This window comes from Enterococcus sp. DIV0682 (assembly GCF_051712685.1).
GTDB lineage: Bacteria > Bacillota > Bacilli > Lactobacillales > Enterococcaceae > Enterococcus > Enterococcus faecalis.
Genome location: NZ_JBIOPK010000001.1, coordinates 425874 through 442899, shown reverse-complemented (window position 1 = coordinate 442899; position 17026 = coordinate 425874). Strand labels below are relative to the sequence as shown.

The 17026-nt window shown below is 37.2% G+C and carries 18 protein-coding genes; 5 read left to right on the top strand and 13 right to left on the bottom strand.

Annotated elements, in window-relative coordinates; translation table 11 throughout:
* Nucleotides 1–10: 10 nt before the first annotated feature.
* The 4 genes from IGK96_RS02245 to IGK96_RS02230 form a co-directional block, all read right to left on the bottom strand.
* On the bottom strand, nucleotides 11–454 hold the full coding sequence (locus IGK96_RS02245) for a DUF3290 domain-containing protein (RefSeq protein WP_002355544.1): 444 nt from the start codon (nucleotides 452–454) through the stop codon (nucleotides 11–13).
* 174 nt (nucleotides 455–628) lie between these two features.
* Nucleotides 629–2203 carry a peptide chain release factor 3 gene (locus tag IGK96_RS02240; protein WP_002355543.1) on the bottom strand — a complete coding sequence of 525 codons (1575 nt, stop codon included), beginning with the start codon at nucleotides 2201–2203 and terminating at the stop codon, nucleotides 629–631.
* A gap of 173 nt (nucleotides 2204–2376) precedes the next feature.
* Nucleotides 2377–3756, bottom strand: coding sequence for a hemolysin family protein (locus tag IGK96_RS02235; RefSeq protein WP_002363168.1), 1380 nt, complete (start codon nucleotides 3754–3756; stop codon nucleotides 2377–2379).
* 174 nt (nucleotides 3757–3930) lie between these two features.
* Entirely contained in the window at nucleotides 3931–5145 is a 1215-nt protein-coding gene (locus IGK96_RS02230) for an AI-2E family transporter (protein ID WP_002384914.1), read from the bottom strand.
* Nucleotides 5146–5220: 75 nt separating this feature from the next.
* Between IGK96_RS02230 and IGK96_RS02225 the strand changes: the two genes are divergently transcribed.
* Complete coding sequence (locus IGK96_RS02225) at nucleotides 5221–5652, top strand: GNAT family N-acetyltransferase (protein WP_002373345.1); 432 nt, start codon at nucleotides 5221–5223, stop codon at nucleotides 5650–5652.
* 87 nt (nucleotides 5653–5739) lie between these two features.
* Here the strand turns inward: IGK96_RS02225 and bph are convergent, their stop codons facing one another.
* The 5 genes from bph to pfkB all read right to left on the bottom strand — a co-directional run bounded on the left by bph (nucleotide 5740) and on the right by pfkB (nucleotide 10273).
* Nucleotides 5740–6273 carry a biofilm phosphatase Bph gene (gene bph / locus IGK96_RS02220; protein WP_002355538.1) on the bottom strand — a complete coding sequence of 178 codons (534 nt, stop codon included), beginning with the start codon at nucleotides 6271–6273 and terminating at the stop codon, nucleotides 5740–5742.
* Between the two features lie 188 nt (nucleotides 6274–6461).
* A complete protein-coding gene (lacD, locus tag IGK96_RS02215) occupies nucleotides 6462–7439 on the bottom strand; it encodes a tagatose-bisphosphate aldolase (RefSeq protein WP_002375930.1) in 978 nt (325 codons plus the stop codon).
* Entirely contained in the window at nucleotides 7436–7897 is a 462-nt protein-coding gene (locus tag IGK96_RS02210; RefSeq protein ID WP_010775587.1) for a fructose PTS transporter subunit IIA, read from the bottom strand. Before IGK96_RS02210 ends, lacD begins: the two co-directional genes overlap by 4 nt.
* 26 nt (nucleotides 7898–7923) lie before the next feature.
* A complete protein-coding gene (locus tag IGK96_RS02205) occupies nucleotides 7924–9342 on the bottom strand; it encodes a PTS fructose transporter subunit IIC (RefSeq protein WP_002355535.1) in 1419 nt (472 codons plus the stop codon).
* Between the two features lie 4 nt (nucleotides 9343–9346).
* The gene (pfkB, locus tag IGK96_RS02200) at nucleotides 9347–10273 is read right to left on the bottom strand and encodes a 1-phosphofructokinase (RefSeq protein ID WP_010775586.1); all 927 of its coding nucleotides are present in this window, start codon (nucleotides 10271–10273) and stop codon (nucleotides 9347–9349) included.
* Nucleotides 10274–10450: 177 nt separating this feature from the next.
* Between pfkB and IGK96_RS02195 the strand changes: the two genes are divergently transcribed.
* Nucleotides 10451–11197 carry a MurR/RpiR family transcriptional regulator gene (locus IGK96_RS02195; protein ID WP_002363162.1) on the top strand — a complete coding sequence of 249 codons (747 nt, stop codon included), beginning with the start codon at nucleotides 10451–10453 and terminating at the stop codon, nucleotides 11195–11197.
* A 59-nt stretch (nucleotides 11198–11256) separates the two neighbouring features.
* Here IGK96_RS02195 and trmB read toward each other — a convergent pair whose 3' ends face one another.
* The 4 genes from trmB to IGK96_RS02175 all read right to left on the bottom strand — a co-directional run bounded on the left by trmB (nucleotide 11257) and on the right by IGK96_RS02175 (nucleotide 14832).
* Nucleotides 11257–11901, bottom strand: a complete 645-nt coding sequence (gene trmB / locus IGK96_RS02190; protein ID WP_002355532.1) for a tRNA (guanosine(46)-N7)-methyltransferase TrmB — start codon at nucleotides 11899–11901, stop codon at nucleotides 11257–11259.
* Between the two features lie 72 nt (nucleotides 11902–11973).
* On the bottom strand, nucleotides 11974–12753 hold the full coding sequence (locus IGK96_RS02185; protein ID WP_002355531.1) for a phosphotransferase family protein: 780 nt from the start codon (nucleotides 12751–12753) through the stop codon (nucleotides 11974–11976).
* A 128-nt stretch (nucleotides 12754–12881) separates the two neighbouring features.
* Nucleotides 12882–14093, bottom strand: a complete 1212-nt coding sequence (locus IGK96_RS02180) for an ABC transporter permease (RefSeq protein WP_010775585.1) — start codon at nucleotides 14091–14093, stop codon at nucleotides 12882–12884.
* Between the two features lies 1 nt (nucleotide 14094).
* A complete protein-coding gene (locus IGK96_RS02175; protein WP_002363160.1) occupies nucleotides 14095–14832 on the bottom strand; it encodes an ABC transporter ATP-binding protein in 738 nt (245 codons plus the stop codon).
* A gap of 215 nt (nucleotides 14833–15047) precedes the next feature.
* Here IGK96_RS02175 and IGK96_RS02170 point away from each other — a divergent pair, with 215 nt between their 5' ends.
* The 3 genes from IGK96_RS02170 (at nucleotide 15048) to IGK96_RS02160 (ending at nucleotide 17010) form a co-directional block, all read left to right on the top strand.
* A complete protein-coding gene (locus IGK96_RS02170; RefSeq protein WP_002355527.1) occupies nucleotides 15048–15473 on the top strand; it encodes an HIT family protein in 426 nt (141 codons plus the stop codon).
* Nucleotides 15474–15818, top strand: coding sequence for a YtxH domain-containing protein (locus IGK96_RS02165; RefSeq protein ID WP_002355526.1), 345 nt, complete (start codon nucleotides 15474–15476; stop codon nucleotides 15816–15818).
* Between the two features lie 163 nt (nucleotides 15819–15981).
* Nucleotides 15982–17010, top strand: a complete 1029-nt coding sequence (locus tag IGK96_RS02160; protein ID WP_071646569.1) for a peptidylprolyl isomerase — start codon at nucleotides 15982–15984, stop codon at nucleotides 17008–17010.
* The last annotated feature ends 16 nt before the right edge of the window (nucleotides 17011–17026 follow it).

The following is a 17026-nucleotide window of genomic DNA, read 5'->3' as shown; positions in this document are numbered from 1 at the left end:
TTCCCTCACTTTACTTTATGATTTCAATCGTTGGTGTTAATAAATACGTTTCTTGTAACGTATAAGACTGCTGATCCGTACTTAAACTCATTTTATAAAAGACTTCGTCAATTTTAACTATGGTTCCGTCAGCCAATTGTGTACCATTGACATAAACTTTTTCTGGAGAAACCTTTTTTTCCTGTGCCACTTGTTCGACAAAATGTACCATTTGTGAAGATTGTGAATGCTGATTTTGGTTCAGTTGGTAATTGGAATATTGAACCCCTAAAACAAATAATAATGATAAAAAAATAATAATACTTAATTCACGATATTTCGTTTGAATTTGATGTCGCACATAAAAACTAAACACAATGACTAGCCCGATTAACAAAGCAAAAATAAAAAAATACTTTAAGTAATCATTTAAATTAGATTGGCTTTTTAAATACTCGATGCCATAAAAATTCATGTTCTTGTCCACTCCTTGATAGGTTCGTTATAGTAAGTATTCTATCTCAAAAAAAACAATCACGCCTGCTTTAATACCTTATAACAAGAAAAGCTCAGCGCAATCATCTTGAGAATGACTGCGCCGAGCTTCAATCTTCTAAAGATTCAGCTACTAATTGATTACAAATTAATTTTACATCAAACTTTTCAGTTCAACATCTGGATACTTATCCGCAAACCAGCGTTCCGCAAATTGGTTTTCAAATAAGAACAATGGTTGGTCGAAACGGTCCCGTGCCAAAATGTTTCGGCTAGAGCTCATGCGTTCATCTAAATCTTCTGGATTAATCCAGCGGGCAATTTTAGAACCCATTGGCGTCATTACTACTTCAGCATTGTATTCATTGGACATTCGGTATTGGAAAACTTCAAACTGCAATTGACCTACGGCGCCAATGATATATTCTTCTGTTAAATATGTTTTATATAATTGAATGGCTCCTTCTTGAACCAGTTGGTAAATTCCTTTATGGAAAGATTTTTGTTTCATCACGTTTTTGGCAGTCACTTTCATGAATAATTCAGGGGTAAATGACGGCAACTCTTCGTATTGAACATTCATTTTCCCTTCATACAAAGTATCGCCAATTTGGTAATTTCCTGTGTCATACACGCCGATAATATCGCCTGCAACAGCTTCTGTGACGTTTTCGCGGGCATCCGCCATAAATTGTGTCACGTTGCTTAATTTGACTTTTTTACCTGTTCTACCTAAGGTCACGTCCATGCCTCTTTCAAAAACACCTGAACAAATTCGAACAAAGGCAATTCGATCACGATGGGCTGGGTTCATATTCGCTTGAATTTTAAAGACAAAGCCTGAAAATTCTTTTTCATAAGGACTTACTTCGCCACCCTCTTCTGTTTTATGCGCATGTGGCGCAGGCGCAAATTGTAAGAAGGTTTCTAAAAATGTTTGAACCCCAAAGTTTGTCAAAGCAGAACCGAAGAAGACTGGCGTTTGATCACCACGAGCGATTTTTTCCTCGCTAAATTCATCGCCTGCTTCTACCAATAACTCAACATCTTCCAACACTTGTTGATAGACGCTGTTATTGTGCAATGGTAAATCGCTCGGGATATCGCCATCTTTTAAAGGGATAAAACGCTCCCCGCCATTATTTTCTGGACGATATAATTCCACACGTTCATTATAAATATCGTATAGACCTTCTAGGCCTTTTCCCATACCAATTGGCCAGTTCATTGGATAAGATTCAATATCCAATAGTTCTTCCAATTCTTCTAAAAGTTCCAATGGTTCCCGTCCGTCACGGTCCAATTTGTTAATAAAAGTAAAAATTGGAATACCACGTTTTTTAACAACTTGGAAAAGTTTTTTCGTTTGTGCTTCAATCCCTTTGGCACTGTCAATAACCATCACAGCACTATCCACGGCCATCAATGTCCGATACGTATCCTCTGAGAAATCCTCATGCCCTGGGGTGTCCAAGATATTAATCCGTTTGTCTTGATAGTCAAATTGCATCACAGAACTCGTTACCGAAATTCCCCGTTGTTTTTCAATTTCCATCCAGTCAGATTTGGCAAAGTTCCCTGTTTTTTTCCCTTTGACGGTTCCAGCTTGGCGGATGGCGCCCCCAAATAATAATAATTGTTCAGTAATCGTTGTTTTCCCAGCATCCGGATGGGAAATAATCGCAAACGTACGGCGACTATCGACTGCTTCTTTTTGATTGATCGTCATAAAAATCTCCTTATCACTTGTGATGTTTATTTATTTATTTTCTTCAGCATAATTTTTGATTAACCTTTGCTAGTATATCATGTCAAGCCTTGAGAATAAAGAGCTGCTGTTGGCTGTTTTTTAAAAGGAAAACCTGCGACATTAGTCAAAACGACTGATGTCACAGGTTATTTTTAACGTCTTGGTTCGTCATCTTCCATTTCTTTACGGAAAAAACGACGATTTTCTTCTGGTTCTTCATCGACAGTTTCTTCATCGTAGAAATGAACGCGTAAGACTAGCAAACGTGTGCCTTCCATTTCTTCAGCAGTTAACTTAATATTGCCCACTTCAAAAGAAGGTTTTTCCCCTTCATCAGGAATGGTTCCTAATGCTGTAATTAAGTAACCTGCCATTGTATCAACATCGCTCATGTGTAAATCTGTTTCAAATACTTCATTAAATTCGTCAATTAACATGCGTCCTTGAACCAAATATTCATTGTCAGCCACTTGTGTATATAAATTTTCTACTTCATCTGTTTCATCGTCAATTTCACCAACGATTTCTTCTAGTAAATCTTCCAGTGTTGCTAAACCGACAACACCGCCATATTCATCTAGTAAAATCGCCATTTGGTTTTGTGTTCGTTTTAACTCATAAAGTAAATCATCAATAAAAATGGTTTCTGGGACAAATAATGGTTCTTGGATAATCGCGCCTAATTCAATGTTTTCAAAGCCTAAATTACGTGCAGCTTTTAGTAACGTTTTGGTATGTAAAATACCAACAATTTTATCTTTGTCTTCACTATAAACAGGAATCCGAGAATAATTTTCTCCTAAAATTAAATTGATGTTTTCTTGGACATCATCTTGGATGTCAACCATGAATGCGTCTGTCCGAGGAACCATTACTTCTCGTGCCACTTTTGTATCTAATGAAAAGACACCTTGTAGCATTTCTAGTTCTTCGTTTTCCAAAACACCTTCTGTTTCAAGCATATAGCGCATTTCATCTCGTGTCATCTTCGAATCAGCATCATCGAAAGTCATTGGTGTGATTTTGGATAATAAATCGGTCGAAGCCGATAGCAACCAAACGAAGGGACGCGCGATAACTCCTAAAAAGCGAACTGCACCAGAAGTCAATTGAGCGACTTCTTCTGATTTATTCATAGCAATTCGTTTAGGGTATAATTCACCAAATACAATAGAAACGTACGTTAACAATGCTAAGATAATGATACTGGCAAGACTCTTAGCTGCGGCGCCGCCACCTAATACAGGGGCCAAACGACTAGATAAAGTCTCTGCTAATGAAGCACCAGATAGGATATTAACCAAAGTAATCCCTACTTGGATTGTGGATAAAAAGTTATTGGGGTCTTGCAATACCTTAAGCAATTTTTGAGCTTTTGCGTCGCCGTCTTCCGCTTTTTGTTCCACACGATTCTTGTTAACAGATACGACTGCAATTTCCGCCGCTGCCAAAAAGGCATTGATAAACGTCAACACGACTAATAATAGAAGTTGCGCAATTAGCGACTGACTCTCAGGGTCAGCATTATTCATAATGTTCTCTCTCTCCTTAATTGTTGATAATTCCGAGGCTGTACTTTCGTACTCTTTTAACGTTCTTCCTCTTTTTATGGTTAGGCTTAGAAACAGACACAATCAGTATTATGACAGGTTATTTTCTATCCTAATCCATAAAATCATAGCACGAAAGATTAGCGGATTCAATCATTAACCGTTATTTTCTTTCGTATTTGTTTCATTCCCTAAAAGAACGGCATTGGTAACTTTTTCACTACGACCCGCTTTGACCATATCAATAACATAGTAGATAATGGTCCGGCAGATTGCGTAAAATGGGACGCCGAGGAAAATACCTAGCAAACCTGCTAAATTTCCTGCTACCAATAAAATTAAAATAATCGTTAATGGATGGATTTTTAGAGATTTTCCGATAACGTTTGGATAAATAATATTTCCGTCCAATTGTTGAACCACTAGCACCACTAAACAACATAAGGCTGCTTTGACGGGTTCATTAAAGATGGTCACTAAGACAGCGGGCGCTAATCCTAGATAAGGGCCTAGATAGGGAATTAAATTCGTAAAGCCGGCAATGACACCAAATAAAAAGGCATAACGAACGCCAAGCAATGAATACCCAATAATCGTAAATGTACCGACAAATAAACATTCAATCGCTTGTCCACTAATATAACTGGATAAGGTTTGGTTCAATTGTCCTAAAAGATCCACGATATCATCTTTTCTTTTTTCAGGTAAAAAACGTTGAATCGCTGGTACTAGCTTGTCTCCATCTTTTAACATATAAAATAAAATAAATGGCGCAGTGACCAAAACAATGGTGGTTGACGCCACCGTTGATACGATTGAACCTAAGCTACTTGATAAACTACTTAAAAATTGTTGGATAATATTTGCATAAGAAATATCCATTTTTTCAATATAGCTTGTTAAATCAATTTGTTTAAAAATAGGTAACTCCGCAATCTCATAAATCCAGGTCTCCACTTGTTTAAAGAAATCCGGCATACTTGATGCTAAACTAGCTAGCTGATCTGCCAACTTAGGGATAATTGTTAATAAGATCAGAACTAATGCGATGATTAGTAATAAAAATACCAGTAAGACGGCATAAATTCGTTTCATTTTCGTCTTCATTAGTAGATTGACCACAGGATTTAGTAAATAATACAAAAAGCCTGCTACTAAGACTGGGGCAAACAACGTTGAAAAGAATGTCCCAATCGGTGCAAATAAGAAATTAATTTTCGAAGCAATAAATAATAGCATGGCCACGACAAGTAATTCAACTGACCAGAAAAATAATTTCGATTCTTTAAATCGATTAATCACAGCGGCTCCTCCTTTATTTTTATTCAATTGTTGCTGTTTTATTTTATCACACCTTCCCCCCTCAGTCATTGAGAATACTTCATTGCTAGAACTTTTTCGTGGTATAATAAAATAGAAACAGATTCTGAACTTGGGGGTTTTTCTATGCATGTAGCTCAAACAAAAGATACCATGAGTGATCTTTATTTAGATGCTGTCCGGCTTCGTCAACGCGTATTCGTAGCGGAACAAGGGGTACCAGAAGAGATGGAAATCGATGAATATGAAGCACATTGTATTCACTTTGTTTTGTACACGGATCATGTAGCTGTCGCAACTTGTCGCTTGCTTCCACTAGAAAATGGCGTTATGAAATTACAACGAATGGCCGTTGAAAAAGCTTACCGTGGCGCCGACTATGGACGAGTGATTATGGAAGCGGCGGAAAATTTTGCCAAAGAACAAGGCTACCACAAGATTACTCTAGGAGCACAAGTCACCGCTGTAGGCTTCTATGAACGTTTAGGTTATCAAAAAACAGGAGCACCTTTTATGGATGCTGGCATTGAACACTACGAAATGAATAAAGAACTATAACACCAATTAAATCGGAAAATTTAGAGCTTGGAGCATTAGCCATTTTGGCTAATGCTCCAAGCTCCTTTTGTGGGCTGTTTACATCGGCTATTTTTTTGATAGCTGTTGATAACGTTGATACCAGATATCTACATATTCGGGCGAGAAGGGGCCTTTTTCGTTATTAATCCAATCCACTAAAGTCTTGACATTTTCTTTTAAAATGAAGTCAATATCTTCTGGATAATCCATTAGTTTGCTATGAAATTCATATTCATCAACGTCTAGTAAACGTTTTTCACCATCTGGAAAAACCTTGATATCTAAATCATAATCAATATACTTCAACGCTTCGTCATCTAAAACATATGGCGAAGCCAGATTGCAGTAATACGAAACCCCCTTTTCTCTAATCATTGCTATTATATTGAACCAATATTTCTTGTGAAAATAAACAATGGCTGGTTCACGAGTCACCCACCGACGTCCGTCGGATTCCGTTACTAACGTGTGATCGTTCACACCAATTAAAGAATACTCGCTCGTTTTTAGTACCATCGTATCACGCCACGTTCGATGTAAATGTCCGTCATGTTTATAACTCTGAATGGTTACAAACTCGCCTTCTTTAGGAATTCCCATAATACCCCAACTTTCCCCAAATAAAGTAAAGCACTGTTACTTTTTGGGTGTTCATACATCGATATCGAAATAATTATATCATATCTTTTGAGTTTGCGTACATTGAGTTCACTTAAAGAAGACGATTTCTGAAAAAATTTAATTCAGATGACCAATTAGTTCAAATTCAGTAAGTATTTTCAGCTTAATTACTGGATTTTTTCAAAGACTGATACTGCGCTCTCTCTTAAAACCTGATTTAATTCGTCAACATTTGTTTTACCAGTTGTTTCAAGCCACGCAACGGCTGCTTCAGCACCTTGTTGAACAAATGGAAGCACGCCGTCTGCCCAAGTTGCCCGACCACATAAGACTCCATTAAACGAGGAACCTGCTTTTTTTGCAAATTTCAATGTTTCCTGAAACATCGTAGCACTAACCCCTGCACTCAAGAAAATAAATGGAAGTTGTGTTGCTTCACTTTGCATGTTGAAAAAAGCCTGCGCTTCATCTTGGCTATAAAGACTTTCAGTGCCAAAACCTTCTACAAAATTCATATTCACAGGGACTTCTACTTTTAAAACATCAACATTATAGCGATCCTTTGAAAATTCTTTCATCGCTTCAATTACTTTGTGCGGTTTTACTTTAGCGTATTCTTTTGAAGCACTATCCGAATTGTTTGCATCATAAGAGACAATTTCTAAAAAGAATGGAATTTCTTCGGCTAAACACTCTGAACCAATCCGTTCTATATAAGCTTTCTTTCGTTCATTGATTGCTTCACTTTCGTCAACATCGTAGTAAAGTAAAAATTTACACGCGTCTGCGCCCGCTTCTTTTAAACGCTTAACCGACCAAACATCAAGACTATCGGGTAACCGTCCTGGTGTCGAAGCATCGTAGCCCGTTTTTTCATACGCAAGTAACAAACCTGAAGTCTGTGCTCGATTTTCAGCAGCAGCTAGGCCATATTCTGGATCCAACAAAATTGCTGAAGTCTCTGGTGTTAAGCAACGAGATACTAATACTTTAAAGTCACTGATTTCTTGCGCAGTCACCTCTTTGTATTTTCCCATCATGCGTTTTAAGGCCCCACGTTGATCAATGGCTAGTGCGCCAATAATCCCTTGATCATCTACCAGATTTTCTAAATGTTTACGTTTTTGTTCACTAATTTTTTTCATTCTGTTCCCTCTCCTAATTGATTATTTAGTAACGTAGCAATTTCAGCTGGCGAACTTGCTTGTTTCAGTCCAGAAGTAACTTCTTCTCTTAATAGGAGGCGCGCAACAGAAGAGAGTAATTTCAAATGTGTCGTGCCAGCTTCGGCATCTGGAATAAACAGCGCAATCACAAACTCCGTTAATTGGTTGTCAAGGCTCTGCCACTCAACACCTTGGTCCAAGGTAACGATGATAATGGCCGCTTGTTGAATCGTTACTGCTTTTGCATGAGGTATCGCAAACCCATTCATCATCCCCGTTGTTCCTTCTTGTTCTCGCTCGTTCAGCTTATTGAAAACTTCCTGTGCGTCCTGAGCAACTTCCAATTCTGTTGATTTTTTTGCTAAAAAGTGAAAAACATCCTCTTGCGTTTGTAACTGTTGATTTAAAAAAATATGATTTTCTTTAATAAAAGCCATTCCATCCACTCCTAATTCCTGTTATTTCATTTTTTTGATAACGATTGCTCTTGTTTGGCGATTCTACTTTTTTGTACAAAACCTAGCAATAAACCGCCTACCAATGAACCAGCTAAAATTGCCAGAACCCATTGAACAGCGTGAGTAACAACTGGTAAAACAAGAAATCCTCCATGAGGTGCTGGCACTTGTACCCCAAACATATACGTTAGGACTGCCGCAATTGAAGATCCGAGCATCATAATTGGTAAAACCTTTAATGGGTCTTTTGCCGCAAACGGAATAGCGCCTTCTGTAATATGTGTGGAGCCTAAAATAAAGTTCACTAGCCCCGCATTGCGTTCATTTGTGTCAAAGTATTTTCCAAAGAATAATGTAGCAAAGCCTGTAATTAAAGGTGGCGCTATGCAGGCAGCAGAAACTCCTGCCATAAAAGAAGTATTTCCTTGAGCTAAGAGTGCCGTCCCAGTAACATAGGCCGCTTTATTAACTGGACCTCCCATATCAAAGGCACACATACAACCCACAATTATTCCTAAAACCAACGGACTGGAGTTTTGGAAACTAGCTAAAAAGCTCATCATTCCTTCATTAACAGCTTTCATCGGATCTGCTAATAAAGACATAGTGATACCAATAACTGCAACGCCAATGACTGGATAAAGGAAAATTGCTTTTAAACCATCTAATGATTTAGGCAAACCTTTAAATACTCTTTGTAATAAAAGAATGAAATACCCAGCAAGGAAACCAGATAATATCCCTCCTAAAAAGCCAGTACCACCCGTGTTAGCAATCAAACCACCGACAAAGCCCACAACCAAACCAGGTCGTTTCGCAATCCCCTCTGCGATATACGCAGATAAGATTGGCACCATCATTCCCATTGAGGCATCACCAATACTTTTTAACATAGCAGCGGTAGCATTATACTGACTACTTTCTGGATCAAATGAATAAATGCCCCAAATAGCAAAAGAAAGAGCAATTAAAACGCCGCCTGCTACTACAAACGGCAACATGTGAGAGACGCCATTCATTAAGTTTTTATAAATACTATGTCCAACATTTCCTGAAGAAATTTGTGTCTCCTGTTCAAGTTCGTCCACTGCTTGGTTTTCGGCTGCAATCGATCCTTTGCCTGCGAGTGCTTCTTCAATTAAGCGATCTGCTTCTTTAATCCCCACACTGACAGGGACATCAATGATTCGTTTCCCAGCAAAACGTTCTGCTTGAACGTCTTTGTCGGCGGCAATAATGACTGCCTCCGCTCCTTGGATTTCTGCAGGTGTTAACTCATTTTCTATGCCAATCTGACCATGTGTTTCAACCTTAATCGTAATACCTTTACGTTTTGCAGCTTGTTCCAATGCCTCCTGTGCCATATACGTGTGCGCTATTCCCGTCGGACAACCTGTAGCAGCTATTAATTGATACGTAGCCATCTGTTTATTCCTCCTCTTGAATCTTTATTTGTTGCTCTAACTCCTGAACATCTGAAAAATCTGTCAATCCTTTGCGAAATGCTGTTGAACTACCTGCTGCAATACTTCTTTTTAAATTTTTTTCCAATGAAAGTCCTTGATGCCAACCAGCTAAAAAGGTACCTAACATTGCATCCCCTGAACAAGCTGTATTCACAACCATTCCAGTTGGTGAATTACCTGAAAGAACCTTTTCATTATTCATAAATAAAGCCCCTTCACTACCTAAAGAAAGTAAAATATTTTTGGCTCCCCGCTTCAGTAATTCTTGTCCGTAAAAAATGTAATCATCCTTAGTCTGCACTTCTGTATGAAACCACTCTTGAAGTTCTTCTTCATTTGGTTTCAATAAAAATGGTTGATAAGGCAAACAATCTAAAATTTCTTCATAACTACTGTCTAAGATTAAGAACACCTGTTTTTCAAAACAAATTCGGCTAATTTCAATCAAAATACTTGGCGAAACCCCTTGTGGTAAACTTCCTGATACGCACAAATAATCCCCTTTACGTAACTCTGAAATTTTTTTCAAAAAACGTCGTACATGTTCTTCAGATAATTTTGGTCCTTTATTGACTAATTTGTATTCCTTTTGATCTTGGGTAACTTTTGTAAACACATTAATTCTCGTTGTGCCAGCGACTTCGATAAAATCAGTGGTTATCTCTTTTTCTTTTAAATAATCCTCGACATAGTTCCCAGTGAAACCAGCTTTGACTCCCAAAGCGGTATTATCAATCCCTAACATCTTTAAAATTAGGGAAACATTGACTCCTTTCCCGTTTGCTTGAATATCATCTTCCTTCGTGCGATTCACGACAAAAGGAACTAGCTCTTCTGTTTCGATAAATAAATCAATGGCTAAATTTAATGTACATGTATAAATAGTCACTGTAGTTCCTCCTTTCTCCTCTTTATTATGTCTCAAAATACTATGTAAAGGTTTTCATTCTTTCGCAAAAATATAGAAAACATTTACAATTTCATAATTTCTCTAGCTTTTTTATTTTTTTTCATTAAAAATAGGCTTATAAATGTTTTTTAGCGAAAGAAAGAAGGGCTGGCCATTATGGAACAAAAATTGAGTGAGTCAGAGCAATATCTCTGGCATTTTATCGAAACACATATTTTAGAAATCCCTGATTATTCCATTGTAAAATTAAGCGAACGAGCCAACGTATCAACTGCGACGATTGTAAGAACCATGAAAAAGAAAGGCTATGAAGGTTTCACATCCTTCAAGCATCACTTGAAAGATAAAGAAAACCAAAATATAAATTTTTCAGCATTAGAAAAAGTAGACCGAGGAATTCGGACAGCCATTTTAAAGAATGAAGAAGAAGTAACTCGCACGATTAACATGATTGAAATTGGTAATATCGAAGATGCGATCCAAAAAATCAAGGCTTCTCGACGGATTATTATCTTTGCTAGAGGTTTTTCAGAATTAATTGCTCAGGAAATGATGGTTAAGTTTCAATTGGCTGGCAAATACTGTGAACTGCATACGGACCCAGAAATTATTAAAAATATTAGTAAAAAGTTATCAAAAAAAGATGTGGCTCTTTTTGTTTCTTTAAACGGAGAAACCCAAGAATTAGTTGTCGCTGGTAAAAACTGTTACGACTCAGAAATTGGGACTATCCTTTTAACTGCAAGCAAACACTCTAGTTTAATGAAATACATTGAAATTCCGTTCGTAGGCTTCAAATCAGAAGGCTCCTTTTTCCCCGATTATGAAGTGCGTTCACGGTTACCATTATCCATTCTGGCCAGAATTTTATTGGACGCCTATGCTTTAAGAACGACAACTTAGGCTTTCTTAAATAATAGAAAACAAGCATTCCTTCACTTAAAATAAAGGAATGCTTGTTTTTATTTTGCAACAAAACGTGCTTCTACTCGATAAATTCGTTGACCACGACTAGAAAATTTTTCTTCGTATTCTGTCATAATGTTGCCTTCAAACTCGCTATTATGCAAATCTAGCCATACACGTTCAATAATCATGCCATATTTAGAAAAGCTACTTAATGAGTATTCGAAGAGCCCTTGATTATCCGTTTTAAAATGAATTTCTCCATTTGGTTTTAAGATAATTTCATCTGTCGCTAAAAAGTTTTTATACGTTAAACGACGTTTTTCATGTTTTTTCTTTGGCCAAGGATCTGAAAAATTTAAATAGATTAAATCTACTTCATTTTCAGCAAAATATTCTGTTAATGCTTCGCCGTCTACTCGCAATAACTGTAGATTAGGTAACGGCTCGGCCACTAGCTTATCTAATGCAATCGATAAAATACTTAATTGCATATCGATACCAATATAATTAATTTCAGGATGTGCTTTAGCCATTTCATAAATAAAACGACCTTTACCTGAACCAATTTCAATGTGGATGGGATGATTATTGCCAAAACGTTCTTGCCATTTCCCTTGCCATTTTTCAGGACCTTCTACCACATATTGTGGATATTTTGCCATATATTCTGCTGCTCCGGGTCTATTTCTTACACGCATATTTAAAATTCCTTTCTTTTAAAAACAGACTGGTGAAATTCGCCAGCCTGTGTGGATGTTAAATGAATTAGTTTAACTACTAAACATTCGTTTTAATTGTAAAATTTCTGCAGTCATTGCTCTTCTTTCGCCCTCTTGGTGATGACGAACAATCTCTTGTAAAAAGCTAAATAAACCATACCAATAAATTCGTTGAACTGTACTTTCATTAGGAATTAAACCATAAGATAGTAACCATTGATTCCAACCGGAACGAGGCACATAATGACTCAAAATCATTCCTAAATCTACCGCTGGGTCCGCGACCATCACAGAATCCCAATCTACTAAATAGAGATAATTATTCGAGACTAACCAATTCCGATGATTCACATCGCCGTGGACAGCTACATAACTAGTCTCTGGATATTCTGGTAAATGATTATATAAATAAGTGATTACTTCTTTTAAATAACTGTTTCGTTTTAATTCTTTAGGTAGTTGACGCTTATACTCTTTCAACATTGTTAGCGGGGTACAAACTTCGCCACCAATTTTTTTCAACATGTCTTTCAGCAAATTGGAATGATGCAATTGGTATAACACGTCAATCACGTCATTGCGTTTGCCAATTTCGTCCGCATGTAATAAACGTCCTTCCAGCCATTCTTGGGCTGTTAGTACGTCGCCATTCGCTGTCCGCTTTGTCCAAATCATCTTCGGGGCTAACCCTTCTTTAGACAATGCTGCAAGAAGTGGAGAAGTGTTTCGTTTAATGAACACTTTCTCTGTTTCTTTTATTCCCATGTATGTTTGACCAGTTGCGCCCTTTATCGGCTGCAGACGCCAGTCTTTATCCAACTGAAATTCCATGGAAATTATCTCCTATCTCAACACAATTTTATTGCAATTTTTACAGCAATTACCATTTTAGTCGCCAAACCTTGCTTCGTCAAGCTTCTATGTGGTTCTTTTGTAAATTTTGCTGGGTTTTCTCATCTTTATAACTTATTCAAGCGCATTGGAACATACATTTTAGTGAAAATCACAACTTCTACAATTAAGGCACCCAGAATGATCAAGCTATTTTGCAAATTGCCTAAACGAAGGCAGACAATCCCACCAAAAATAATGGCCGCAACAGACAATGCGCCGCCAATTAACCGGCGAATTGCTGCTTGTTTTTTTTCTATTGAAATTGGATATAGCTGTGTCATCACCATATAATCAAATTGCGTGTACATGGGAATCAACTGGAACCCGATTAAATAGACAAACAATAAAGCAACTACCAACGCAATCCAGAATTCTTGTAAAAAGAAGAGTAGCACGCCACCAACCAAAATCAAACGAAACAATAAGCCGCTATATTCGCTACCTCGTAAAAAGCTCCGAATGAATAAGTAAGCATACGTGTTCTCAGATGTTTTTTTGACTACTCCGAGGAGAGGATCTAAGTATTTACGACGTTTCACTGTACTACTCACTTCAGGAATATCTGTAAACAGCTGAATGAATTTATAAATTCTATGCATTCTGTTTTGTTCTTTTTGGATCATTTTTTCCCAATCCAAGAAACTCTGTTTCATCTTATTTTGCCAAATACTCGATAAACAAACGGCCAGAATGATACCACCAATCACACCAACCCAAGGCGTCCAGTAAATGGCTCCCGTCATAATCAAGAGACTACTGATCAACCAAACGAACCACCAACTACGGTAAGTGGTTGACGAAAGATGATAGAGCCCATAGCTTTGTAAACTAAGATGTGTATAAATCATACAAACTAGCATGACCAAAAATAAAAAGAAGGTTTGAAACGACCAACCTGTTGTGACTACAATCAACGGCATCAATAGGCCACTTCCTAGAAAGCTGACCACAATCGGTAAAATTAAAGAGTAGCGCAGCGCCCGTTTCAGATAAGCAGCGAATTGTTTTTCTTTTGGTAATAAAAAAACCTTGTCTGGCTCTTCTGTCAAAGTAGCCAACTTACCAACTTGAATGAGTAGCAGCCAGCCCAATAGAATTAACGGTCTGCCCCAAACAAAATCACGAGGTAATTCTTTTAACAACTGGGAATAGTACAGACCTAATCCGCCTAATAAAAACATACAGACTAAAACAAAATGATCATTTAAAATATAGCGCAAGTACTTGGACATTTTTTTGAAATGCCGTGACAAACGTTGACTAAAAAATTCGCCCATGTTACCCCACCTTTTCTTCCTTCGTCAAGGCAAGATAAATATCATCTAAAGAAGACTCTGGTAAATTAAATTCTGCACGTAATTCAGCCATTGTACCGTTTGCCCGTAATTTCCCTTCGTGTAGTACCACAAAACGATCACAATATTTTTCAGCTGTTGCTAAAATATGCGTGGACATTAAAATCGCTGCCCCTTGCTTACGCATCGTATCCATTAATTCTAATAAAGCATGAATTGCTAAAGGATCTAAGCCTAGAAAAGGTTCATCAATAATATATAAACTCGGTTCAATTAAGAATGCACAAAGTACCATGACTTTTTGTTTCATGCCTTTTGAAAAATTAGCAGGAAACCATTCCAATTTATTGTCTAAACGGAACGTTTTTAGTAATGGTTCTGCTCGTTTGAATGCTTCTTCTAATGGAATATCATAAGCCAAGGCCGTTACTTCGATATGCTCTTTCAATGTTAATTCTTCATATAAAGAAGGTGTTTCCGGAATATACCCGATTTTTTTACGATATTCTTCAGGGGCTTGTTGCAATGTTTCCCCGTCAATCATAATTTTGCCTTTTTGCGGCGTAAGTAACCCAATAATATTTTTGATGGTGGTACTTTTCCCCGCACCATTCAAGCCGATTAAACCAACCATTTCACCAGACTTGACGTCAAAATTAATATCTTTTAAGACAGGAATATGGCCGTAACCTCCTGTTAAATGTTCAATTGTTAAGCTCATTTCTTTTGCCTCCAACCTTTTCTCTCTACCATTATTAAACCCTAAGCGAACCAAGAATTCAAAAATTACTCCCTTAATTAAATGGATTTTTTTCTTTCTCTTATTATACACGAAATGAAACGAACTTTTTAGCGAACTCACGTACTTTTTCATCCACAGAGAAATCAACTTGTGGTAAAGTAAAGGAAAGAACCTAGAGAAAAGAGGAATTTTTCATGAATGATTGTATTTTTTGTAAAATTATCAACGGCGAAATCCCAAGTTATAAAGTCTATGAAGACGAGAAAGTCTACGCGTTTTTAGACATCACACAAGTGACCAAAGGACATACCTTAATGATTCCAAAACAACACGTTGCTGATATTTTTGAATATAATGACGTTTTAGCAAGTGACGTCTTTGCTCGTATTCCTAAAGTAGCACGAGCATTAGAAAAAGCTTTTCCAGAAATGGAAGGATTAAACATTTTAAATAACAATAAGGAAGTGGCTTATCAATCCGTTTTCCATTCCCACGTTCATTTGATTCCCCGTTATTCAAAAGAAGATGATTTCTCTATTCATTTTGGCAACCATCAAGAGGACTATTCCGCCGAAGCGATGCAAGAAATTGCTGAGACCATTGCAAAGCAGGTGAACTAAATGAAAAAATTTATTAAAGGCCTCTTTTTTGGCGCAGCTGCCGGTACCATTGGCGGTTTATTGGCTGCTCCAAGAAGTGGGAAAGAAACACGACAACATTTAATCAATGAGCTAGAGGACTATCGTTCACTGAAAAATCAAGTCACGAATGACTGGGATCAGGTGCAACGAAATTTGGCAGTTGTCGAAGAAAACGTTCCACTGGCAACTGAATTTTCAAAAGACCTGCAACAAGAAATCACTGATTTCAAATTCCAAGCGGAACCTCGGATTGCTCAAATTAAAGAACAAATTGCCAAAATCACGGCTGAATTACCCGACACACAAACTAACAAGCAAAAGTAAAGTCTTTGATGTTAATTATTTCTTTTGTTATTAAAAAAATAAAAAGTGTGACGTAAATACGAATTTTGTTTGAAACTATGCCTGAGACTCTTTCTTTTTCAAAATGAGGTATGGTATAGTTATAACAGAAATAAAACTAAAAAAAACAGGAGTGCATAAGAGAATGAAGAAAAAACTAATCTTAGCTGCAGCGGGCGCAATGGCCGTTTTTAGTTTAGCAGCGTGTTCAAGCGGTTCAAAAGATATCGCAACAATGAAAGGTTCAACAATTACTGTTGATGATTTTTATAACCAAATTAAAGAACAAAGCACGAGCCAACAAGAATTTAGCCAAATGGTTATCTATAAAGTCTTTGATGAAAAATATGGCGACAAAGTAACTGACAAAGCCATTCAAAAGAAATTTGATGACGCTAAAAAACAAGTGGAAGCGCAAGGCGGAAAATTCTCTGATGCACTAACACAAGCTGGTTTAACTGAAAAATCATTCAAGAAACGTTTAGAACAAACAGAAGCAATGCAAGTAGGTTTGAAAGATCATTTAAAAATTACAGATGAAGACTTAAAAACAGCTTGGGCAAGCTTCCATCCAGAAGTAGAAGCACAAATTATCCAAGTTGCTTCAGAAGATGATGCAAAAGCTGTCAAGAAAGAAATCACTGACGGCGGCGATTTCGCAAAAATTGCTAAAGACAAATCAACCGATGCTGCAACGAAAAAAGACGGCGGTAAAATCAAATTTGATTCACAATCAACAACTGTTCCTGCCGAAGTTAAAGAAGCAGCCTTCAAACTAAAAGATGGCGAAGTATCAGAACCAATTGCTGCAACAAACGCACAAACGTACCAAACAACTTACTATGTAGTGAAAATGACGAAAAACAAAGCAAAAGGCAATGACATGAAACCTTATGAAAAAGAGATCAAGAAAATTGCTGAAGATACAAAATTAGCCGACCCAACATTCCAATCAAAAGTTATTAGTGACGAATTAAAAGCGGCCAATGTGAAAATTAAAGATGATGCCTTCAAGAACGCTTTAGCAGGCTACATGCAAACTGAATCTTCAAGCTCTTCTTCAGAGAAAAAAGAATCAAAATCAAGTGATTCTAAAACAAGTGATACCAAAACAAGCGACTCTGAAAAAGCAACAGATTCTTCAAGCAAAACAACAGAATCTTCTTCTAAATAAGCATAAAAAAGAGAGT